The 20,054-nt window shown below is 32.1% G+C and carries 24 protein-coding genes; 18 read left to right on the top strand and 6 right to left on the bottom strand.

Annotated features, from left to right (window positions below; translation table 11 throughout):
- Positions 1 to 57: 57 nt before the first annotated feature.
- Positions 58 to 891 (bottom strand): DUF1002 domain-containing protein, encoded by an 834-nt coding sequence (locus tag ACFCYN_RS15355; RefSeq protein ID WP_257131827.1) that lies wholly within the window; start codon positions 889 to 891, stop codon positions 58 to 60.
- A gap of 224 nt (positions 892 to 1,115) precedes the next feature.
- Between ACFCYN_RS15355 and ACFCYN_RS15350 the strand changes: the two genes are divergently transcribed.
- Entirely contained in the window at positions 1,116 to 1,553 is a 438-nt protein-coding gene (locus tag ACFCYN_RS15350) for a peptidylprolyl isomerase (RefSeq protein ID WP_172444076.1), read from the top strand.
- 808 nt (positions 1,554 to 2,361) lie between these two features.
- On the opposite strand, the gene ACFCYN_RS15345 is transcribed toward ACFCYN_RS15350, so the two are convergent.
- Positions 2,362 to 2,976: a cupin domain-containing protein gene (locus ACFCYN_RS15345; RefSeq protein ID WP_172444077.1), complete on the bottom strand. Its 615-nt coding sequence runs from the start codon at positions 2,974 to 2,976 to the stop codon at positions 2,362 to 2,364.
- Positions 2,977 to 3,299: 323 nt separating this feature from the next.
- On the opposite strand from ACFCYN_RS15345, the gene ACFCYN_RS15340 reads away from it, so the two are divergent.
- Positions 3,300 to 3,659: a GNAT family N-acetyltransferase gene (locus ACFCYN_RS15340; protein ID WP_098120987.1), complete on the top strand. Its 360-nt coding sequence runs from the start codon at positions 3,300 to 3,302 to the stop codon at positions 3,657 to 3,659.
- Positions 3,660 to 4,214: 555 nt separating this feature from the next.
- On the opposite strand, the gene ACFCYN_RS15335 is transcribed toward ACFCYN_RS15340, so the two are convergent.
- Positions 4,215 to 4,718 carry a DUF309 domain-containing protein gene (locus ACFCYN_RS15335; RefSeq protein WP_172444078.1) on the bottom strand — a complete coding sequence of 168 codons (504 nt, stop codon included), beginning with the start codon at positions 4,716 to 4,718 and terminating at the stop codon, positions 4,215 to 4,217.
- Positions 4,719 to 4,829: 111 nt separating this feature from the next.
- Positions 4,830 to 4,946, bottom strand: coding sequence for a YjcZ family sporulation protein (locus ACFCYN_RS15330; RefSeq protein WP_098120989.1), 117 nt, complete (start codon positions 4,944 to 4,946; stop codon positions 4,830 to 4,832).
- A gap of 207 nt (positions 4,947 to 5,153) precedes the next feature.
- Here ACFCYN_RS15330 and ACFCYN_RS15325 point away from each other — a divergent pair, with 207 nt between their 5' ends.
- From ACFCYN_RS15325 to ACFCYN_RS15265, 13 genes are all read left to right on the top strand, one after another.
- Positions 5,154 to 5,924, top strand: coding sequence for a segregation/condensation protein A (locus ACFCYN_RS15325; RefSeq protein WP_172444079.1), 771 nt, complete (start codon positions 5,154 to 5,156; stop codon positions 5,922 to 5,924).
- A complete protein-coding gene (scpB, locus tag ACFCYN_RS15320; protein WP_375950214.1) occupies positions 5,924 to 6,505 on the top strand; it encodes an SMC-Scp complex subunit ScpB in 582 nt (193 codons plus the stop codon). Before ACFCYN_RS15325 ends, scpB begins: the two co-directional genes overlap by 1 nt.
- A 72-nt stretch (positions 6,506 to 6,577) precedes the next feature.
- A complete protein-coding gene (locus ACFCYN_RS15315; RefSeq protein ID WP_375950212.1) occupies positions 6,578 to 6,973 on the top strand; it encodes a hypothetical protein in 396 nt (131 codons plus the stop codon).
- A gap of 18 nt (positions 6,974 to 6,991) precedes the next feature.
- Positions 6,992 to 7,486 carry a DUF3907 family protein gene (locus ACFCYN_RS15310; protein ID WP_172444082.1) on the top strand — a complete coding sequence of 165 codons (495 nt, stop codon included), beginning with the start codon at positions 6,992 to 6,994 and terminating at the stop codon, positions 7,484 to 7,486.
- Positions 7,487 to 7,657: 171 nt separating this feature from the next.
- Positions 7,658 to 8,644 carry an aromatic acid exporter family protein gene (locus ACFCYN_RS15305; RefSeq protein WP_098120994.1) on the top strand — a complete coding sequence of 329 codons (987 nt, stop codon included), beginning with the start codon at positions 7,658 to 7,660 and terminating at the stop codon, positions 8,642 to 8,644.
- Between the two features lie 118 nt (positions 8,645 to 8,762).
- Positions 8,763 to 9,686: a superoxide dismutase gene (locus tag ACFCYN_RS15300; protein ID WP_172444083.1), complete on the top strand. Its 924-nt coding sequence runs from the start codon at positions 8,763 to 8,765 to the stop codon at positions 9,684 to 9,686.
- Positions 9,687 to 9,833: 147 nt separating this feature from the next.
- Positions 9,834 to 10,979: a serine hydrolase gene (locus ACFCYN_RS15295; RefSeq protein ID WP_375950209.1), complete on the top strand. Its 1,146-nt coding sequence runs from the start codon at positions 9,834 to 9,836 to the stop codon at positions 10,977 to 10,979.
- Positions 10,972 to 11,565 (top strand): nucleoside recognition domain-containing protein, encoded by a 594-nt coding sequence (locus tag ACFCYN_RS15290; RefSeq protein ID WP_172444085.1) that lies wholly within the window; start codon positions 10,972 to 10,974, stop codon positions 11,563 to 11,565. Before ACFCYN_RS15295 ends, ACFCYN_RS15290 begins: the two co-directional genes overlap by 8 nt.
- Positions 11,566 to 12,096 carry a spore maturation protein gene (locus tag ACFCYN_RS15285; RefSeq protein WP_098120998.1) on the top strand — a complete coding sequence of 177 codons (531 nt, stop codon included), beginning with the start codon at positions 11,566 to 11,568 and terminating at the stop codon, positions 12,094 to 12,096.
- Positions 12,097 to 12,316: 220 nt separating this feature from the next.
- The gene (locus tag ACFCYN_RS15280) at positions 12,317 to 13,237 is read left to right on the top strand and encodes a PLP-dependent cysteine synthase family protein (protein WP_172444086.1); all 921 of its coding nucleotides are present in this window, start codon (positions 12,317 to 12,319) and stop codon (positions 13,235 to 13,237) included.
- 3 nt (positions 13,238 to 13,240) lie between these two features.
- The gene (locus ACFCYN_RS15275; protein WP_172444087.1) at positions 13,241 to 14,395 is read left to right on the top strand and encodes a bifunctional cystathionine gamma-lyase/homocysteine desulfhydrase; all 1,155 of its coding nucleotides are present in this window, start codon (positions 13,241 to 13,243) and stop codon (positions 14,393 to 14,395) included.
- Positions 14,396 to 15,037 carry a class I SAM-dependent DNA methyltransferase gene (locus ACFCYN_RS15270; protein ID WP_098121001.1) on the top strand — a complete coding sequence of 214 codons (642 nt, stop codon included), beginning with the start codon at positions 14,396 to 14,398 and terminating at the stop codon, positions 15,035 to 15,037.
- Positions 15,038 to 15,065: 28 nt separating this feature from the next.
- On the top strand, positions 15,066 to 15,539 hold the full coding sequence (locus ACFCYN_RS15265) for an S-ribosylhomocysteine lyase (protein WP_098121002.1): 474 nt from the start codon (positions 15,066 to 15,068) through the stop codon (positions 15,537 to 15,539).
- 474 nt (positions 15,540 to 16,013) lie between these two features.
- On the opposite strand, the gene ACFCYN_RS15260 is transcribed toward ACFCYN_RS15265, so the two are convergent.
- A complete protein-coding gene (locus ACFCYN_RS15260; RefSeq protein WP_098121003.1) occupies positions 16,014 to 16,286 on the bottom strand; it encodes a hypothetical protein in 273 nt (90 codons plus the stop codon).
- 68 nt (positions 16,287 to 16,354) lie between these two features.
- On the bottom strand, positions 16,355 to 16,633 hold the full coding sequence (locus tag ACFCYN_RS15255) for a hypothetical protein (protein ID WP_098121004.1): 279 nt from the start codon (positions 16,631 to 16,633) through the stop codon (positions 16,355 to 16,357).
- 218 nt (positions 16,634 to 16,851) lie between these two features.
- Here ACFCYN_RS15255 and rluB point away from each other — a divergent pair, with 218 nt between their 5' ends.
- The 3 genes from rluB to resB all read left to right on the top strand — a co-directional run bounded on the left by rluB (position 16,852) and on the right by resB (position 20,047).
- Entirely contained in the window at positions 16,852 to 17,580 is a 729-nt protein-coding gene (gene rluB / locus ACFCYN_RS15250; protein ID WP_172444088.1) for a 23S rRNA pseudouridine(2605) synthase RluB, read from the top strand.
- Positions 17,581 to 17,868: 288 nt separating this feature from the next.
- Positions 17,869 to 18,396 carry a thiol-disulfide oxidoreductase ResA gene (resA, locus tag ACFCYN_RS15245; protein ID WP_172444089.1) on the top strand — a complete coding sequence of 176 codons (528 nt, stop codon included), beginning with the start codon at positions 17,869 to 17,871 and terminating at the stop codon, positions 18,394 to 18,396.
- Between the two features lie 28 nt (positions 18,397 to 18,424).
- Entirely contained in the window at positions 18,425 to 20,047 is a 1,623-nt protein-coding gene (gene resB, locus ACFCYN_RS15240) for a cytochrome c biogenesis protein ResB (protein ID WP_172444090.1), read from the top strand.
- Positions 20,048 to 20,054: the final 7 nt, after the last annotated feature.

Below are 20,054 nucleotides of genomic sequence, written 5' to 3'. Positions count from 1 at the left end.
ATTAAAGAGCAATTAGAAAAACCCGTGGCATTTTATTAGGCCACGGGTTTTTGATTTTTATTTAAAGAAAGAAAGAATCGCATCAAATAAAGCTGAGAAGAAGTCTTTTAGTTTTTGAATAAAAGATTGACCTTCTTTAGTATTTAAGTACTCTGAGATTTTATTTTTTGCCTTTGTTAATTGATTTCCAACTTGATCCCAATTAATATTTAGATCTTTCATTTTCTCAAATAAAGCCATTAAACTAGCTTTTTGATCAGCAGTTAATGTTATGCCAAGATCCTTTGCTAATCGATCAATTAAAGATTTTAATTCATCGGTTGACATGTTTGGATTTTTAGCAAGCGCTTCTTTTACTTTAGCGACTAATTGTACTGCTTTATCATTACCAACTGAATCACCAAGTTCTGCAGTTTTAACCATTTCTTCGTTCGCTACTTTTTTAACATCATCAGGAATAACTTGACCTGAACTTAGCTCGTACGCTTTCATGATCCCAGTTAAAGCAGCTGTCCCAGATACTTCAAATGGTGCTGTAATAATAATATTTGCATCCTTTAAACCAGCTGTAATTAAAGCATTTGTATACATTGAGTTAGTAACCCATGAAATATTATTTGATTGAACGACGATGCCTGTATTTTTTTCACCAATTGTAATCATAGCAGATGAAAGAGCTCGAGTACCAATTTGAGCATTAGGTACAGTACCATCTAAATATTTATGTTCCTCTTGATTTGAAACAGTAACAATTCTAGCATCAGATGGAGCACCCATTTCAGCTAATAATGATTGCTTTTGCGTTTCAGATAAGTTTTGTCCAAGAGTAACGATTGTTTCACCAGGAACAGAATCCGCCAATACCGACAAAGGCATAGCTACTAATCCCATTGATATGGTGAACGCTAATATCTTTCGTTTTAACAAAAAGACACTCCCTTTACAATAATCCAAATTTTACATCTTACTACACTATTATAGTCATTTTAGAAAACTTGTCATTACTTTTTGTTTTTTGTATGATAAGAACAGCGTTACTAGTTTATTCAGTAATGAAAAATATAGGACAATTAAGTCTTATGAAATTGTTGTACATACATAAGGAGGATTTTATTATGAAAAAAGCAAGTATTACATTTGAAAATGGTGAACAACTATTAATCGAATTATTCCCAGAGCATGCACCTGGTACAGTTGAAAACTTTGAAAAATTAATTCGTGAAGGTTTCTACAATGGATTAACATTCCATCGTGTAATTCCTGGTTTCGTATCTCAAGGTGGAGATCCAAACGGTAATGGAACAGGTGGCCCAGGATACAAAATTAAATGTGAAACTGTTGGTAACCCATTAAAACATAAAGCTGGAGCATTATCAATGGCACATGCTGGAAAAGACACTGGTGGAAGCCAATTCTTTATCGTTCACGATCCACAACCACATTTAGATGGAGTACACACTGTATTCGGTCAAGTAATCGAAGGTATGGACACAGTTTTAAGAATGCGTAATGGCGATGTTATGCAAGAAGTTAAGGTTTGGGACGAAGAATAGTCGTATCAAAACTTGAGGCTTGTTAAAGGGCTTCAAATCAAATAAAATCAGCCACAAGGTTAATTCCCTTGTGGTTTTTTTACTTTACAAAGAAATTGAAGAATGAAGTGCCCTTAATATGAAATATTTTTGAAAAATGGATAGAATTACAAATATATTAAGGAATTGAGATAAGTTTGACACAATTACATTCACAAAATTTGATACCATATACATTTAAATAACTTGTGAAGGAGTGAAGTAACGAAATGATTTATAGTCTAAAGGAAAAATAGTGCGATCAGAAAAGACTTTAACACATGAAAATACTTCAGAAGAATTTCCGAACCTTCATTTGACATAAGTGTACCTAAAAGAAAAGTACACTTAGTTGAACTTGAGAATAGTACTACACCTGTTTAAGAATTAAGCGGGTATGTAAGTGGCTTGAAAATGAGTATAAAAAAATAAATTTACAACTTCCCCTTATGAATAAGGAGGTTTTTAAATTCAATGTGATCGATTTTTTAACACAGATTCGCTCATTATATCCATTTTTTATAATAGGTTTGATGATCTATTGCTACTATAAATTAAATAAAATAGTAAACTTTACCCTAAATGTAAAAAATCTAATAATAGGGAAACACATAATAATTTTGAGGAATAATTTTACATCAAGATAGCAGGAGTTAGAATTTTTACCTAATAAAGTTTGGAAAGAGAACTAGTCTAAGAAATTGAAAAACCACAAGTTCATGATACTTGTGGCTTTTGGCATAAACTTAATAAGTAATTAATGTTACTTAATCCAGCATTTACAGTAAATTTAATAACGTTGTTGATAAAAATGCTGATGATAGTAATTCTGATTATATTGATCTCCATATCCCTGCCTGCTTTGTACTTGTTGATTACAATTTTTTGGAGGCCCTATAAATACAGAAGGTTGTAAAGATTCTGTTGCAGTTTTCCATTGGTTTTCATCTAGACAGTAAGTATGCGATACAATGTTTGTTGGGGTTAACTTCAGTAAATCAGAAAATAAAATAACGTCAGGACTAGGTGCATTAAATATTGCTAATAAATGAGTATTGTCAACAGTTGCAATTTCATAGTGCCACCAGCCTTGTGGAACATTTGCAACTTGACCCGGCGTAATTGGGAAATTTAAAAGCTGTTTTGTATAAGGATTCAAAATTGAAACAACCGCAGACCCAGCTATACAATAAACTAATTCAGATGAATTTTGATGATAATGTGGCTCAACAACATTACTAACACTTAAAAAAATATCCAATAAAGATAAATTATCTAAGGAATTCAACTCATTAACGCTTAATTGATTGATTAAATTTTGATTGTCTTTCACAAATGCATTATTTTTATTCAAATCATAAGTATATTGAATACTTGGCGATGTATAATCCAAATCCAACCTCATAATAATCACCCTTTTTTAAAACTCTAACTAAAATTTACTTTATTCAATTAAACAATATTGGTGACAAAAGCCTAAGAGACAGGGATTGAAGTCTTTTATGAGCTCTTAAATTCATTTATTCTTTTCCCGTTACTTATTCCTCCTGTGGCTAAATCCTGTGTTTTGAGACTTGACAGAAAAATGTGTGAATTATATATTTGAAATATTGATATATTTGGAACGATTTTTAGTATTTGTCGTACTATAGAGGGATAATCAATCATATATTATGTATTGATTTAGAGGATATTTTAGAGTTTTAATAATGTTTAAGAGGGGTTAACATGTTAATTAGGTATAAGAAAACATATGAGAAAATTGCAATGGGCCTGCTTTCGTTTATGCCAAATGAGAAGACAGTAAAAATCTTAGTAAATACAATAAAAGAATATGAAACAAATGATGATAATCACTTGTTCCTTTGGAAATTAGACGATATTGTAGGGATTATTGGAATACAATTATTACCAGATAAAGTTATTTTGATTAAACATTTGAGTGTAAACCCTTCATTCCGAAATCAAGGTATAGCAACGTCACTTTACGATGCTATTAGATCTCAATATACTGACTATACAATTGTAACAACACAAGAAATAGCTTCATTTATTGAACATTGTCACACTAGTTTAAAGGTGTTATAAAAAGAAACTCATTACCGTCTATAATAATTCCGTTCTTAACAAGGTTTTGCGCCTAAAAAGCAAGCGCTTGCAACTTGTCTAAAAATCAGTTTTTTGTCAACACAGTAAAAGGTGCTCATTTTATGAGCACCTTTTACTGTGTTGGAATATAAAATAGACATTAGTTAAAACGTTAAGAGATATAATTGAAGTTAAATTTCTAATAATGCCGTTATCTTTTCGTTTTTTAGATTTTTTGTTTGTGGAATACGACCAAACTTTAGTTATGGATATTTTTCAGAATATAAAATATTGATATGTTAATTTTTTGAAGGAGAAATAATATTTTTAGCATATAAATAGACGATTTATCGATATTAGAAAAATAAAAAATAACTGAGGATTAATTTCTACTTTACTCTCAGTGTATGAGGTTTTTAAGGTGGTTTATCGTATGCTTTTATTGATGTAATGGAAATCAACCACATTCGACTTCCTTAAAGGGGAAATTTGTTGATTAATTGACAGGGTCTTTTTTAAACAGCAAAAAAAGTGCTCTTTTTTAAGAGCACCTTTTTAAATTTTTCTTCTTATTTCCAACTGCTTTAATCTTTCCGTTATAACATCTGATCGATCACGAGTTGAATGTTTATTTATTAATTCTTCAGTAAATGTTGAGTAATGTTCTTTTTGATTTTGATAACGCCTGATTAATTCACGGTCATTTAGTGGAAGATCAAAATGTGTGTAATCTGTTTCATTTTGAATAGCTAACTGTAATTCTGAAATGATTTTATTAAAGTGAATAGAGTCAAGTCCGGCCATTGCTAATAAATTTTCATCATTAGAAAATGCAATAACATGACGCATTAATTTCTTTGCACCAGTAAAGTTTCTTCTTCTATAATGATATAATACAACGGATAATCTAATTAAACCTAACCATACTTTTTTATAATCTTCATTTAGCTCAAGCTTCCACTGTTCTTCAAGAATTTCATGACATTCAAAAAAATCATGATCAAAATGGAAATGACATAAGTATTTTATGTATCGTTCATTTTTATTGTAATGGACCAAGTTTTTCACCTCTTTATTACTCAAATTTTAACAGAAATGGAATTATTTAAAAAGAAGAAAGCCTAGAGCTAATGTCTAGGCTTTCACGTTTTGTTTATTCACGGGGTTAAATTAGCAGACGAAAGCACATCCAACAATGATTAATAAAATAAATAATACTACGATTAAAGCAAAGCTTCTGCCGTGGCCGAAACCGCCGAACTCTGGAGAAACAGCACCTTTACTCATGAAATAACCTCCTAACAAAAAAATAATTCTCTTGCACTGATATCTTATGAAATTTATTAGAAATTGGTATAGGCAGAAATCTAAAAATTGTGGAACTATGTAACTTCATTAACGAAAAATCCTTTTCTGCTATATAGTTTTATGAAATAATACTTTATACTGTTAAAGAATATATTTTTATTATGAATGTAAGTTGGTGAGTAGTTTGTGAAGCAATATGAAGTTAAAATTGATGCATTTGAAGGGCCATTAGATTTATTACTTCATTTAATTCAACGATTTGAAATTGATATTTATGATATACCTGTATCTGAAATAACAGATCAATATGTTTCATATATTCATACAATGAAAGAATTAGAATTGGACATTGCAAGTGAGTATTTAGTGATGGCTGCTGAATTACTTGCAATGAAAAGTAAGAGTATTTTACCTAATCATGAAGAACAAGCTGATTGGGATGCGGTACTTGAAGAAGACCCTAGAGAAGAATTAATGAATCGATTAATTATATATAAGCAATTTAAAGAAGCGGCGATTGTATTTCAGGAAAAAGAATCAGAACGTGCGATGATTTTTACCCGAAACCCGGTTGACTTATCAGAATACGGACCTAGCCCAGAAGATATTGTGATGCCGACGGATGTAACGATTTACGATATGTTCGGTGCGCTCCAAAAGCTTTTTAAACGTAAAAAGTTACAAGAGCCGCTACAAACTAAAATCGTACGTGAAGAAATATCGATTGAAAAAAGAATGGATGAAATAATTACCTTCTTAAAAGGTATAAAAAAGCGAACTAATTTCATTAGTCTTTTCCCATATAATGATAAAGAAAGTATTGTAGTAACATTTTTAGCGGTTTTGGAGTTAATGAAAACAAAAGAAATTATCGTAGAACAGGAACAAAATTTTTCAGAAATTTTTCTAACATCACGGGAGGTTTTTGAAGAAAAGCAAGCTGAGGTGTACTTGTAATGGAGCAGGAAAATAATTTTTTAGGTGTTTTAGAAGGTTTATTATTTGTAGCTGGCGATGAAGGGATATCAATCGTTGAGCTATCAGAGACACTAGAACTAAATCAATCAGATGTTCTAGAACTAATTGAAACCCTAAGAAAAGAATATGAACAACCTAATAGAGGTTTACAGATTAGAATTTTAGCAAATCGATATAAACTTACTTCAAAAAGAGAGCATGGTGAGTTTTTCAAAAAATTAGTTGAAAGTCCATCGAATTCTTCGTTATCACAAGCGGCATTAGAAACTTTAGCGATCGTTGCATACCAGCAGCCAATTACGAGAACAGAAATTGAAGATATTCGTGGAGTTAAGACTGAAAAACCAATCCAAACTCTTGTCTCAAAATATTTAATAAAAGAAGTTGGACGAGCTGAAGGTACAGGGCGTGCAATTTTATACGGAACAACTTCCGAGTTTCTAGATTATTTTGGTTTAAAAAATATAAAAGAATTACCACCTTTACCACAAGATTTAAAAATGGAAGAGGTAGAAGCAGAAGCAGACTTGTTTTTTAGTAAATTTGAAAAGGAAGATTAGTTAAAAAATTCTGCAATTATTACCTTATCCTATGTTAAACTAATAGTATGGAAATCTTGGAGGGTGAAAGAATTGTTAATTTATAATTGTCATGGGTATGAATTAGTAAAGGCTCAACCAAATACTTCAGAAGATTTTTTTAATCGCTCTGAAGTTGAATATGAATATAATGGTCAAAAAATTGTAACTTCTGTTTTATATGTAAGATTCTTCGAAGAAAAACTGTCAGAATTTAGTGCGTTGGAAGCAACTAGACTATTTGAAAATGAAAATCTTTCGGTTGATTTTCGCGATATAGTTGCACTTGCATTAATTATTAAAAATCCTGACTATCGAGGAAGAAAGCGAATATATATTAATGAATTAGATCAATTCACAAAAGAGTTACAAGGTGTTGATTTTGATAAAGTAGTAGGCTATGCGAAAAGTATGAAACAAAATTCAAATAAAATTGAAATATCGATCTAAGTTAACGGAGGGAATAAAATGTCGAATAAGATGGTAGAGCATCAATTAAAAATTGTAGGAAATCAATTAGGTATTGTTGGTCTAGAATGTAATTTGTTTTTAAATAAGAATTCTTTACCGTCATTTCAACATGAAGATTCAAAAGTGGATAGTAACTACTTAGAGAAAATCCTGTCGTCACTACGTAGAATTACAGTTTATTGTGAGGACGCAAAGGAAGTGTGTGAGAAAATTTTAAGTGGACAGTTTCATAAAGCAACTGCAGAAAACACATTACATAAAATTTATCACAGATGCATTGCAGAATTTTTCTCTCCTAAAAATGATGCGTGGTATGAAAATAGCCGTGCAGCTTACACAGGTAATCAAGCGATTACTTTTTATAAAGCTGTGCCAACTACCATTCAAGATTTATTTTCGTCATTAGAAAAGGTTTTTCAACAAATGCGTGAAGAACTTGAGTATTATGAAACGGATTACTCAACAAAGCAAATGCAACAATACAAACAGTAATTAGAAAATAGTAAAATGTAAATAGTATGTTTAAGACAAAAGACTAGAAAAAATTTCTAGTCTTTTCATTTTGGTTTAAAACAATAAAAAAATTGGATATTTCTAGAAATTTACATACAGGATAAGTTACAATACAATTGAAATTTCTTTTGTAAGAGAAGAGGATTAGAAATGAAACAAATGTATTCAATAGGACAAAGGACAATCAAAACAGCAATAGGTAGTGGAATATCCCTCTTGGTTGCCGAAACACTCCATCTGCAAAATTATAGTACAGCTGCTGTAGTTACATTATTAAGCATTCAAAATACAAAACGCAGATCGTTTATTGTTGCGATCCAACGATTTGTTGCTTCAGTTATTGCGATGTTAATTGGGTGGATGATGTTTGAGTTTTTGAGTTATACACCATTGACAGTAGTCATTTATTTTCTGTTAACGATTCCTTTATTAGTGACATTAAAACTACAAGAAGGAATCATTCCAAGCTCAGTAATCGTTTTACAAATTTATGTAGGTAATGATAAATCAATTTCATTTTTATTAAATCAAGTAGAAATATTGGCAGTAGGGATCTCGATTGCTTTAATTATGAATACATATATGCCAAGTATTGAGAAGAAAATGATTGAATCACAAAAGAAAATCGAACAAAATTTTAAGATGTTACTTCTTGGGATTGCTTTAAAAATGAAGGGTAAGGATGAAGATTTACAAAATGATTTAATAAATGAAACTAAAGCCCTATTACATACTGCTAAAACATTAGCGTATAGACAAGTTGAAAATAGCTTTATAAAAACGAATTTATACTATATTAATTATTTTGAAATGAGGGAGCGCCAATTTGAAATAATAGCCAACCAAATTATTCCTTTATTAAAAAAAGTTGAGCTAAATTATCCTCATTCAAAAATTGTTGCTGAATTTTTTGAAGACACGGGTGTTTATTTAAAAGAAAAATCGACAGGAATTGAATTATTAGGTGAATTCAATCATATGATGAATGATTTCAGAAAGATGCCTTTACCTGAATCTAGAGATGAGTTTGAGACAAGAGCCAGTTTAATGATGATTGTATACGAACTGGAAAAAGTGATCTCATTAAAAATGGAGTTTTATTCAGAAAATCATACGGCTTTGGAAAAAGCAAATTAATCATCTAATAAATGTGATTCACCTATGTTAATAGCATGAATACAGGTAATAGCTATAATTTTAATGTCATACAATGAAGAGTAGAAGAGAAATTTATTTTCTCTGGTGGAGGTGTATGATGTTAAATCAATCTGAACTCGTCACTTACTTTCGGGAAGTCGAAATATGGTGTGCAAATGTATTACAGTTACTGGCTGAAAGATTTGACCATATTCAAGAAAAGGAATTATTAGAATATAAAATTAAGCTATTATTAAACAGAATGGGAACAACGAGTCATTATGTAGATCAAAATACTTTTTTAGATGAAATTAGTATGGATGTTGACGATATACAAGAACGGTTAATATCGATATTAAATGAAGAAGAGTATGACGATAGCTACGCATATCGTGTAATGGATGTTGAAGAAAAAGTTGGAATTGGTAAGCACGAGCTTCCACCATTACCTTATCCTTATAATGCGCTAGAGCCGTATATATCAAAAGAAATTATGATGCTACATCATGATAAGCATCATAAAAGTTATGTAGATGGTTTAAATAAAGCCGAGATTGAGTTAGAAAAGGCCCGGAAAAATAAACAATATGACTTGATTAAGCATTGGGAAAGAGAGCTTGCATTTCATGGGTCTGGACATTATTTGCATACGATTTTTTGGAATAATTTAAGTAAATCAGGTGGAGGGCAACCTCACGGAGCGCTATTAAAGCAAATTGAAGATGATTTTGGAAGTTATGATGACTTTAAAGAGCATTTTACACAAGCTGCTAAAAAAGTAGAAGGAGTTGGTTGGGCCATTTTAGTTTGGGCACCAAGAGCTAATCGTTTAGAAATTCTTCAAACTGAAAAGCATCAGCTATTTACTCAGTGGGATACAATTCCTTTACTAGTTTTAGACGTTTGGGAACACGCATACTATTTACAATATAAATTTGATAAGGATGCGTACATTACAAATTTTTGGAACATTGTTAATTGGCCAGATGTCAATTATCGATATGATTATGCTAGTCAATTAAAATGGCAACCATTTTACTAAATGCCATACATTATGAAGTGCTTAAATTCGCTAAAGGATTATACCTTAACGGATTTAAGCACTTTTTTTCTTAAAAAAAGTCATTTTTTTATAGTTTAATTCGTAAACTTGTACTAATTAGGACTAACTGTGGAGTTGATGCGAAAGATGAAAAAATGGCTGGTATTAGGAATCATTGGCTTATTTTTAATCGGAATTCTAATTCCGACGAATAATGTTAAAGCATTTGGAGGAGTTAGTGCTAGAAATGCCGTTTTGATGGACCAAAAAACTGGACGAATCTTGTTTGGTAAAAAAATGCATGACTCTGAAAGAATAGCCAGTATTACAAAAATTATGACTGCGCTTTTAGCTGTTGAGTCTGGTAAAATGCAAAATACTGTAACAATTAGTTCAAGAGCAGTTCAAACTGAAGGGTCGTCCATTTATTTAAAACCTGGACAAAAAATTAAGTTAGAGGATTTAGTGTATGGCTTAATGCTTAGGTCAGGGAATGATGCTGCTAATGCGATTGCAGAAGCTGTCGGCGGAAGCATAGAAGGTTTTATTTATATGATGAACGAAAAAGCAAAAGAAATCGGAATGAGTAATACATATTTTAGTAATCCGTCGGGTCTCGATCAGCAAGGAAAAGAACATTACTCATCTGCGTTTGATATGGCGTTATTAACTAGATACGCTATGCAAAATCCTAAATATGCAAAAATAGCTGGGACGAAAGTACATCGTGCGCCGAATACGGCAGAATCTTGGGACTATGTATGGAAAAATAAAAATAAATTACTCACTTTTATGTATAAGTATAGTACTGGAGGTAAAACAGGATTTACTAAAAAAGCAAGAAGAACACTTGTATCAACAGCTTCTAAAAACGGTATGGATTTAATTGTTGTTACTCTCAATGATGGGCAAGATTGGCAAGATCATATGTCGTTATTTGAATATGGATTTAGTCATTATCCTTTAACAAAAGTATTAAGTAAAGGCGGTATAAAGGAAGTAACCAATAAAAAATACAAAGGGCATGTTTATTTAAAGAATGATTTCTCTTATCCGTTAGAAAAGAAAGAGAGAGATCAGGTGAGAATAACCATCGAAATGCAAAAACCTACGAAAAAGAAAATCGCAAACGGTGCAATTGTTGGGAAAGCAATTATTGAATTAGAAGGGGAACAAATTGGGGTTCGAAATATTTTTTATAGTGATAGTAAAGTAAAAGTATTTACGAAAGAAATTATCCAAAATGGAAAAGATGTTCTATTAAGCTTAATGGGAGAGCACTCAGATGGTTAATATCATTTGGGTTGCTCTTACAATAATTGGTTTTATTTTTGCTATGGTCAATGGCACAATGGACGAAGTAAATAAAGCGGTATTCGATGGAGGAAAGCAAGCAATCACCATCATAATTGGACTAGTTAGTGTTCTTGTTTTCTGGTTAGGCTTAATGCGCATAGCAGAAGAATCTGGATTATTAAAGATCTTTTCGAAAATATTTCAACCCTTTTTATCTTTCCTATTTCCGAGAATTCCTAAAAATCACCCAGCACTTGGTTATATTATGTCCAATATGGTCGCTAATTTATTTGGCTTAGGGAATGCTGCAACACCTCTAGGTATAAAAGCAATGGAACAACTGAAATTATTAAATAGAAATAGTAACGAAGCAAGTGATGAGATGATTACTTTTTTAACATTAAATACGAGTGCTATTACACTAATTCCTACAACAGTAATCGGAGTTCGAATGGCGTATCATTCTTCAAATCCGACTGAAATAGTGGGTGTTACAATACTGGCGCAAGTTGTTTCTTTTATTGGGGGACTTGCTGTAAATAGCTATTTTGCAAGTAGGAGAAATCGAAGGGGGAGAAAATAAATGGGATATATGAATGCGGTATCTCTTTATATCATTCCATTTATTATCGCAATAATCTTAATACATGGAACTTGGAAAAAAGTACCTACTTATGAATCTTTTGTAGAAGGCGGAAAAGAAGGAGTAACGATTGCAGTTCAACTCATTCCGTTTTTAGTCGGAATGCTCGTATCTATTTCGATCTTTAGAGCGTCTGGTGCGTTAGAGTTTTGTGTAGAACTTTTACGCCCATTATTAAGTTCGTTAGGTATTCCTGCAGAAGTTTTTCCACTTGCCGTTATTCGCCCAATATCAGGTTCTGCTGCGTTAGGTATTACTTCAGATTTAATTAAAAGCTATGGGCCGGATTCTTTTATTGGAAGGTTAGCTTCGACTATGCAAGGAAGTACAGATACGACTTTATATGTTTTAACAGTCTATTTTGGAGCAGTAGGCATTCGTAAAATGGGAGATGCTTTAAAAGTAGGATTAATTGCAGATGCAATTAGTATTATTTTTTCGATCATTTTTGTCACAATGTTTTTTTCTTAATACAACAAGCAGGCAACTTGAATCAGATTAATCACTATAAAAAGTACTTTAATTCCTATTAATACGGGATAAAAGTACTTTTTTATTGCGCATTCCTTATTAATATCTTATAATACCAATAAGAATAGTTGGTATTAAGACAACATTCAATTTTACCCATGTTGCATATAATGGATTGGAAGAAACTAACCTTTTTTGTAACATAAAGGAGTTTGAAACTATGAAAGTTGTAAAGTCAGTACACGAGCTGATTGGATCAACACCATTGCTTGAAATTACAACATTCCCTTTACCAAAAGGAACGAAACTATTTGCAAAGTTAGAATTCTGTAATCCAGGTGGAAGTGTAAAAGATCGGCTTGGAATGGAATTATTAGAAAGTGCATTTAATGAAGGTAAATTAGAAAAAGGTGGTACAGTAATTGAACCTACCGCTGGTAATACAGGAATTGGTTTAGCATTAGCAGCTATAAAATATGGAGTAAATGCTGTATTCGTCGTTCCTGAAAAATTCAGTTTAGAAAAACAAACTTTAATGAAAGCGCTTGGTGCTAAAATTGTAAACACACCTACAGAAGATGGCATGACAGGTGCTATAAAAAAAGCAAATGAACTTTCAAAAGAAATACCGAATTCTTTTGTACCTTCACAATTTAGTAATGAAGCGAATCCAAGAACGTATTACAAAACATTAGGTCCAGAGCTGGTTGACCAGCTTGATGGGAAAATAGATGTATTTGTTGCAGGTGCTGGAAGTGGAGGAACCTTTACTGGAACAGCTATGTATTTAAAAGATAAATTACAAGGTGTAAAAACAGTTATTGTTGAGCCAGAAGGATCCATATTAAACGGTGGAGAACCTGGATCACATGATACTGAAGGAATTGGAATGGAATTCATTCCTGGGTTTGTAGATACGAACCTTTTTGATGATATTTATACAGTTCTTGATGCGGACGCATTTCGATTAGTAAAAGAACTAGCAATAAAAGAAGGGCTTTTAGTAGGAAGTTCCTCAGGAGCTGCATTATATGCAAGTTTAAAGGAAGCCCAAAAAGCAAAACCAGGGAGTACAATCGTAACGATTTTCCCAGACAGTAGTGAAAGATACTTAAGTAAAAACATATATAGCGAGGGATAAATAATGAAGAAAAAGACGGCGTTAATACACGGGGGAATTAGTAGAGATGAAACAACTGGTGCAGTTAGTGTTCCAATTTATCAAACTAGTACGTATAAACAAGATGCTGTTGGCAAACATAGAGGTTTTGAATATTCCAGAACAGGCAATCCGACACGACATGCTCTTGAAGAGTTAATGAAAGACATTGAGCACGGAGTTGCAGGATTTGCTTTCGCCTCAGGAATGGCGGCAATTCATACTGTTTTTAGTCTATTCAAAACGGGTGATCATATTGTAGTTGGAGATGATGTATATGGTGGTACTTACCGTTTACTGACTAGAGTATTATCGAATTTAGGCGTAACAGCTACATTTGTTGATACAAGTAATATCGCTTTAGTTGAAAATGTTATATCACCAAATACAAAAGCGATTTTTATTGAGTCACCTAGTAATCCATTATTAAAAATTACTGATATTAAAGCAATTGCTAAACTTGCGAATGAATATGAATTAATAACGATTGTAGATAATACATTTGCGACTCCATACTGGCAACAACCACTTACATTAGGTGCTGATATTGTTGTTCATAGTGGTACTAAGTACCTTGGAGGACATAGTGACGTAGTAGCGGGTCTTGCTGTAACGAATAGAGAAGACCTTGCAGAAGAATTAGCATTTTACCAAAACTCAATTGGTGGCGTTTTAGGTCCAAACGATAGCTGGATCCTACAACGTGGTATTAAAACACTTGGAATCAGAATGGAAGAGCATGAAAGAAATACGGAAGCAATTGTTAATTTCTTAACGAATCATCCAAATATAAATAAAGTTTTCTATCCTGGATTATCGACTCACCCAAATCATGAATTAGCAAAACAACAAAGCAGTGGATTTGGTGGCATGTTATCTTTTGAATTAAAAGAAGGTCTAGATCCAGAAGAATTTGTAGGCAAGTTAAAGTGGTTCACTTTAGCAGAAAGTTTAGGAGCAGTTGAAAGTCTTGTAGGAATTCCTTCAAAAATGACACATGCTTCGATTCCAAGGGAAAAACGAATTGCTTCAGGAATTTCTGATGAATTAATTCGATTATCAATCGGTTTAGAAGATATTGAAGATTTAATTGAAGACCTAGAACAAGCATTAATATTTCAAACATCAAAGGTGAGATAAATGGGTAGAGAGTTTTTAGATGTATTTACTGGTTGGGCAGATAGTTACGATTCTTTTGTTCAAGGCCATGACCCAGAATATAAAGAAGCATTTCGACGTTATGATGAAATACTAGGTGAAATTGTTAAAAGAAGTGGAAATAGTATCCTTGAATTTGGAATAGGAACAGGCAATTTAACAAAATTACTTTTTGATGCAGGGAAAACTGTATTTCCAATCGAACCATCTCCTGAGATGAGAATTATCGCTTCAAAAAAATTAGGAGAAACTATTACAATTCACGATGGAGATTTAATTGATTTTCCTAAACCACAAGTACAAATTGATACAATTGTTAGTTCATATGTATTTCATCATCTAACTGATCTTGAAAAATATGAAGCTATTAAAATATATAGCTCATTATTAAATTCAGGTGGGAAAATTGTATTTGCAGATACAATGTTTTTAACTGAAAACGAATATAAAAACGAAATTACAAAAGCAGAACAGGCAAACTTTATCAATTTAAGAGACGATTTAAAAAGAGAATACTATCCATTAATTCCAGTTGTTCGTTCTCATTTTGAAAAAAATGGGTTTGATGTGAAATTCGAACAATATAATGATTTTGTATGGATCGTTGAAGCTACAAAAAAATAGAGAGAAGAAATTTAGGAGGATATAGATTATGCCATCAGTAGAAAGCTTTGAATTAGATCACACAAAAGTAGTAGCACCTTATATTAGACATTGTGGTACACATGCAGTTGGAACAGACGGAGTTGTAACAAAATATGATATTCGTTTTTGCCAACCGAATAAGCAAGCTCTACAACCTGCTACAATCCACACTTTAGAGCACTTATTAGCATTAAACGTCCGAGAAGCAGTACCTGCTGGAGACCCGTTTAAAATTATCGACTTATCTCCGATGGGATGCCAAACTGGATTTTACTTAATTATTGCTGGTACACCAACAATTTCAGAAGTAATCACATTATTACGTAAAACAGCTGAACTAGGATTACAAGTAGAAGAAGTACCAGCTGCGAACGAACTTCAATGCGGCCAAGCGAAACTTCACGACCTTGAAGGCGCAAAAAAATGGTTGAAATATTGGAGCGAGCAATCTGACGAAACATTAGAGAGTGTATTTGCTTAATATGAAAAACGTCATCTAAATTGATGACGTTTTTTTAAAATTTGATAAAAGATTGTTATGCCAACAGCCGAACTGCAAATAAAATGATGGAAACTGCAAATAAAAAAGCCAAAACTGCAAATAAGCCAAGGAATCATTAATAAACGCGAGCGAAACTTACAATAATTAAATAAAATAACAGTGACATCGATTGAAAATTGATCAAAAAGCTTAAATCTATTAAAAATCATTAAAATGCTTTTGATTTTGGATTAATAGTCCAATCTTTTTGTCGCTATTGTTCTCTTTAACCCGCAGGCGCACTAAAGAAGGGTCAAATCTCGCCCAAAAGAAAGAGGTAATTAACCTCATAGAGCTACATTTATCTTTAGAAACATTGTTAATTAATGTTCTTTTTTCAACAGCGAAAAGACGTCACCTAAATCGATGACGTTTCTTTATTACTAATCTATCGGTCTTATTGGATATTGTTAGTTAATTAATCACAAGAAGTAATTTTTCTTTAGGGACAGTAAACTTGATTGATCCGATGTTTTCTTCGATATCTTCAATTGTTGGAATGTCATCGAAGCTTTGGATTGAAATTGCATCATCGAGGCAAAGTAATATGTAAGGATAATTCGTTTCTGTAGAGTCATAGATTAATTTGTATGCTTTTGCAGGTTTATCTGATGTGAAAAAAACATCGCCTAATTTAAACGAACCGACTGAATTATATTTTATGGCAGGATTAAAGGAATAATTCATATAGTAAGCTCCTTTTTCATTTTTACTTATTATATTATTGACGGAATTTTAATAGATTAAACAGCAAACTAGTAATTTGCTTGAATTGTAATAGAAAGTTTATTTTTTTGTGTAACTAACGTGATTTCACCAATCCAATCTTCTATATCACCTAATGTTGGCATAATGTCATAATTTTGGACTAGTTTAGCATCTGATAGTGAAATAAGCACATATGGGAAGTCATCTTCATTTTCTTCAAAAACAAGCATATAGATTGTTTCATGTTTTTTAGTAATCAGTACACTACCTGGCGTTATTATTTTAGAGCGATCAAATGCGGAAGGGTGTTTTAAAGTTAAATTCATTTCTATTACCTCGTTTCTGCAAATCTAGTAAATTATATGATAGATTTTTGAAAATATGAGTAGAAGGTCAGTGGAATCGACTGAGATAAAATGCAGTAAAGTATTAGATTTTTGTTTTATTTTTTTGTTCGTTTCCTTTTAAAAGCTAATTCCTTTTCTTTTCTACTTGTTTTCAATTGTATAAATCTGTATGATGGTTGAAGAGGTGAAATGATCGAATGGAAAGATTACAGAAAGTTATTGCTAGGGCGGGAATTGCTTCTCGTCGTAAAGCAGAAGAGTTAATTAAAGAAGGTAAAGTAAAAGTAAATGGTCAGGTTGTTACAGAGTTAGGTGTAAAAGTGAGCGGTAATGATCGTGTTGAAGTGGAAGAGATTCCTATTGATAAAGAAGAGCCAGTTTACTTCCTTTTATATAAACCATCAGGCGTAATATCAAGTGTGTCAGATGATAAAGGTAGAAAAGTTGTAACAGACTTTTTCCCAATGATTAAACAACGTATTTATCCAATTGGTAGATTGGATTTTGATACATCAGGTATTATTTTATTAACAAATGATGGAGAATTTTCAAATTTACTTCAACATCCAAAATATGAAATAGATAAAGAATATATTGCAAAAGTAAAGGGGATCCCTACTAAGGAGAACTTACGTAAGCTAGAAAGAGGAATTATGCTTGAGGATGGGAAAACTGCTCCTGCTCAAGTTAAGATGATTTCGCTTGATAAAGGCAAAAATACTGCAATTATAAGACTAATCATTCATGAAGGCAGAAACCGTCAAGTTAAGAGAATGCTTGAAGCTATTGGATCTCCAGTTATGAAATTAAAACGTGAGCGATATGCATTTTTAGATTTAACTGGATTAACACCTGGTGATGCAAGAGAACTTTCACCTCATGAAGTAAAAAAAATAAGAGCAATGGCTTCTGCTAAGCCTCGCTAATGCCGAGTCAGACTGTTGATAACACTTTCTTTTTCGAATGTCATCCCTTTTATGAGCTAACTGCTTATATGGTTGGTATTTTGACAAAACTGTGTTTAAATCAGTCTGATATCATATATTAGGACTTATGTCTTCACACTGACTCGGTAAATACCGAGTTTTTTCTTTTCCTTAAAAATGATTAATCCAGTATAAAAAATTGAAAATTTAGTCTTTTTTGAAACATATCAAAATTCTATTCAAGAATAGGAAATAATGATATTCTATCATATGGGGGGAACTGTATATATGAAGAAAAATAGGACGTTAATACGAACAATTATCTTATTAGTTTTGCTTTGTGCAATTGGGTATACTTTTTACATAAATTTCTTTAAGGATGATGAAGTAATTACAAAAGGAAGTAAAGCACCAAACTTTGCAATGACGGAGCTAAGTTCTGGAAAACAATATACTCTTTCGGGTGAAAAAGGAAAAGGTGTAATCGTTAACTTTTGGGGAACATGGTGCGAACCATGTAAGCGTGAAATGCCTTTTATGAACGAAATCTACTTAAAATACAAGGACAAAGGTATTGAATTACTTGCTATGAACGCAGATGAATCGAAATTTTCTGTAGAAAGATTTGTAAGCGATTATAAACTTAAGTTTCCAGTTGGAATTGATAAAGATCAAGAGGTTTTAAATATATATGGTGTAAATCCTTTACCAACATCATTTTTTGTAAGTCCTGATGGGACCATTAAACGAATCGTAACTGGACAAATGACGCCGAGCTCTTTCGAAAGTTATATTAAGGAAATATTGCCAAAATGATGAGTGAGCATTAGTTAGGGGAAATAATATGGAGACTTTTAAATGTGAATGTGGTCATCTTAATCATGTAGGTACTGTAATATGTGAATCGTGTGGTAAACCTCAAGATGAAGGTGCAACGGAATTACTTGATATGCGCTATGAAGGTACTGCTAGAAGGTCAATCGTTAATAATCAAACATTTATCGATAAAGTTTGGACTTTTTTCTCATCTGTAAAGGTGGCAGTCATCATCATAATTATAACTCTAGTAGCAGCAGCACTAGGTACTATTTTTCCGCAACGAGATTTACTACCGCCTACTGCGAATCCAACTACGTATTATCAAGATGAATATGGTATTTTTGGTAAGGTCTACGATGCAATTGGATTAGATAACACTTTTAGCTCTTGGTGGTTTATGTTATTAGTCGCATCGATTGGGATCTCACTTGTGATTTGTAGTTTAGATCGAATTTTACCACTCTATAAAGCGCTAAACAAACAAACGGTTACTAGACATCCAAATTTTTTAAAAAGACAAAAAATGTTTGGTATTAATAGAGTTGATAATATTCCAGAAGAAATTGAAAAAGCTAAAGTTAAGTTACAAAAAAGAGGATATAAAATCCGAGAAGAAAATGGCAATATTTTAGCTGAAAAAGGTCGCTTCTCACGTTGGGGCCCATATGTAAACCACATTGGCTTAATTATCTTTTTGATAGCGGTTATGTTGAGATATGTTCCAGGAATGTACATGGACAAGGCTCTATGGGTTCAAGAAGGTGAATTAAAACCGGTAGTTGGAACGAATCAAAACTATTATATTAAATTAAAAGATTTTCATATGGAAACATATGATAAAAATAAAGAAAGTAAGATCTATAAAAAAGCAATTGAGCGTTATGGAAATGACAAAATTCCAAAAAACTATCAGGCCGATGTTACGCTATATAAAAGACAAGGTAATTTAATACCTGGGGAAGACCCAAAACTTAAAAAAGTTAAGGATTATAGTATCAAAGTTAATGAACCTTTAAAGTTTCAAAACTTTGCTCTATATCAAGTAGACTATCGAATCGGAGAGTTTAGTGCATTTTTATTTACATTACAAAATAAACAAACAGGAGAAAAATTAGGTCCAATTAAAGTTGACTTACAAAATCCTAAACAATTTTATGATTTGAAAAATGGATATAAAGTAGAACTTAAAAATTATTTTCCTGATTTTTATTTTAACTCTGATGGTCAACCTGATACGAAAACAAGAAAACCAGACAACCCAGCATTTGTATTTAAAATGACGACGCCAAAAACGCCAAAAGGTGAAGTAGCTTTCGTTGCGATTAAGCAAAATATTGAACCAAATGGGGAAAATAAGTATAAGATGTCATTTGCTGGAATTGAAACAAAAGATTCAACTGGATTAACTGTTCGAAAAGATTTAACACTATGGCTACTTGCACTTGGTGGAGCGATCTTTATGATTGGTGTTATTCAAGGTATGTATTGGTACCATCGTCGTATTTGGATCCAAAATCAAGATGGGGAAATTTGGATAGCGGCATTTACAAATAAAAACTATTATGGATTAAAGCAAGAGTTGAAGAAAGTGTTGGGAGACACAAAGATTGAAGTTCCTATTGATCAACAAGCTGAGAAAAGCGTTTAATTAGGGG

The organism is Gottfriedia sp. NPDC056225 (assembly GCF_042267765.1).
Classification (GTDB): Bacteria; Bacillota; Bacilli; order Bacillales; family Bacillaceae_G; genus Gottfriedia.
The sequence above is the reverse complement of the archived record's forward strand: the minus strand, read 5'-3'. Positions and strand labels throughout refer to the sequence as shown.

What these genes read in the sequence shown, in the direction of transcription:
- ACFCYN_RS15275 (WP_172444087.1), top strand. Translation starts at nt 13,241, where the DNA reads ATGAAGAAAAAGACGGCGTTAATACACGGGGGAATTAGTAGAGATGAA.
- ACFCYN_RS15345 (WP_172444077.1), bottom strand. Translation starts at nt 2,976, where the DNA reads ATGAGGTTGGATTTGGATTATACATCGCCAAGTATTCAATATACTTAT.
- ACFCYN_RS15265 (WP_098121002.1), top strand. Translation starts at nt 15,066, where the DNA reads ATGCCATCAGTAGAAAGCTTTGAATTAGATCACACAAAAGTAGTAGCA.
- ACFCYN_RS15285 (WP_098120998.1), top strand. Translation starts at nt 11,566, where the DNA reads ATGGGATATATGAATGCGGTATCTCTTTATATCATTCCATTTATTATC.
- ACFCYN_RS15330 (WP_098120989.1), bottom strand. Translation starts at nt 4,946, where the DNA reads ATGAGTAAAGGTGCTGTTTCTCCAGAGTTCGGCGGTTTCGGCCACGGC.
- rluB (WP_172444088.1), top strand. Translation starts at nt 16,852, where the DNA reads ATGGAAAGATTACAGAAAGTTATTGCTAGGGCGGGAATTGCTTCTCGT.
- ACFCYN_RS15290 (WP_172444085.1), top strand. Translation starts at nt 10,972, where the DNA reads ATGGTTAATATCATTTGGGTTGCTCTTACAATAATTGGTTTTATTTTT.
- ACFCYN_RS15255 (WP_098121004.1), bottom strand. Translation starts at nt 16,633, where the DNA reads ATGAATTTAACTTTAAAACACCCTTCCGCATTTGATCGCTCTAAAATA.
- ACFCYN_RS15260 (WP_098121003.1), bottom strand. Translation starts at nt 16,286, where the DNA reads ATGAATTATTCCTTTAATCCTGCCATAAAATATAATTCAGTCGGTTCG.
- ACFCYN_RS15295 (WP_375950209.1), top strand. Translation starts at nt 9,834, where the DNA reads ATGAAAAAATGGCTGGTATTAGGAATCATTGGCTTATTTTTAATCGGA.
- resB (WP_172444090.1), top strand. Translation starts at nt 18,425, where the DNA reads ATGGAGACTTTTAAATGTGAATGTGGTCATCTTAATCATGTAGGTACT.
- ACFCYN_RS15305 (WP_098120994.1), top strand. Translation starts at nt 7,658, where the DNA reads ATGAAACAAATGTATTCAATAGGACAAAGGACAATCAAAACAGCAATA.
- ACFCYN_RS15270 (WP_098121001.1), top strand. Translation starts at nt 14,396, where the DNA reads ATGGGTAGAGAGTTTTTAGATGTATTTACTGGTTGGGCAGATAGTTAC.
- ACFCYN_RS15310 (WP_172444082.1), top strand. Translation starts at nt 6,992, where the DNA reads ATGTCGAATAAGATGGTAGAGCATCAATTAAAAATTGTAGGAAATCAA.
- resA (WP_172444089.1), top strand. Translation starts at nt 17,869, where the DNA reads ATGAAGAAAAATAGGACGTTAATACGAACAATTATCTTATTAGTTTTG.
- ACFCYN_RS15355 (WP_257131827.1), bottom strand. Translation starts at nt 891, where the DNA reads ATGGGATTAGTAGCTATGCCTTTGTCGGTATTGGCGGATTCTGTTCCT.
- ACFCYN_RS15300 (WP_172444083.1), top strand. Translation starts at nt 8,763, where the DNA reads ATGTTAAATCAATCTGAACTCGTCACTTACTTTCGGGAAGTCGAAATA.
- scpB (WP_375950214.1), top strand. Translation starts at nt 5,924, where the DNA reads ATGGAGCAGGAAAATAATTTTTTAGGTGTTTTAGAAGGTTTATTATTT.
- ACFCYN_RS15280 (WP_172444086.1), top strand. Translation starts at nt 12,317, where the DNA reads ATGAAAGTTGTAAAGTCAGTACACGAGCTGATTGGATCAACACCATTG.
- ACFCYN_RS15350 (WP_172444076.1), top strand. Translation starts at nt 1,116, where the DNA reads ATGAAAAAAGCAAGTATTACATTTGAAAATGGTGAACAACTATTAATC.
- ACFCYN_RS15340 (WP_098120987.1), top strand. Translation starts at nt 3,300, where the DNA reads ATGTTAATTAGGTATAAGAAAACATATGAGAAAATTGCAATGGGCCTG.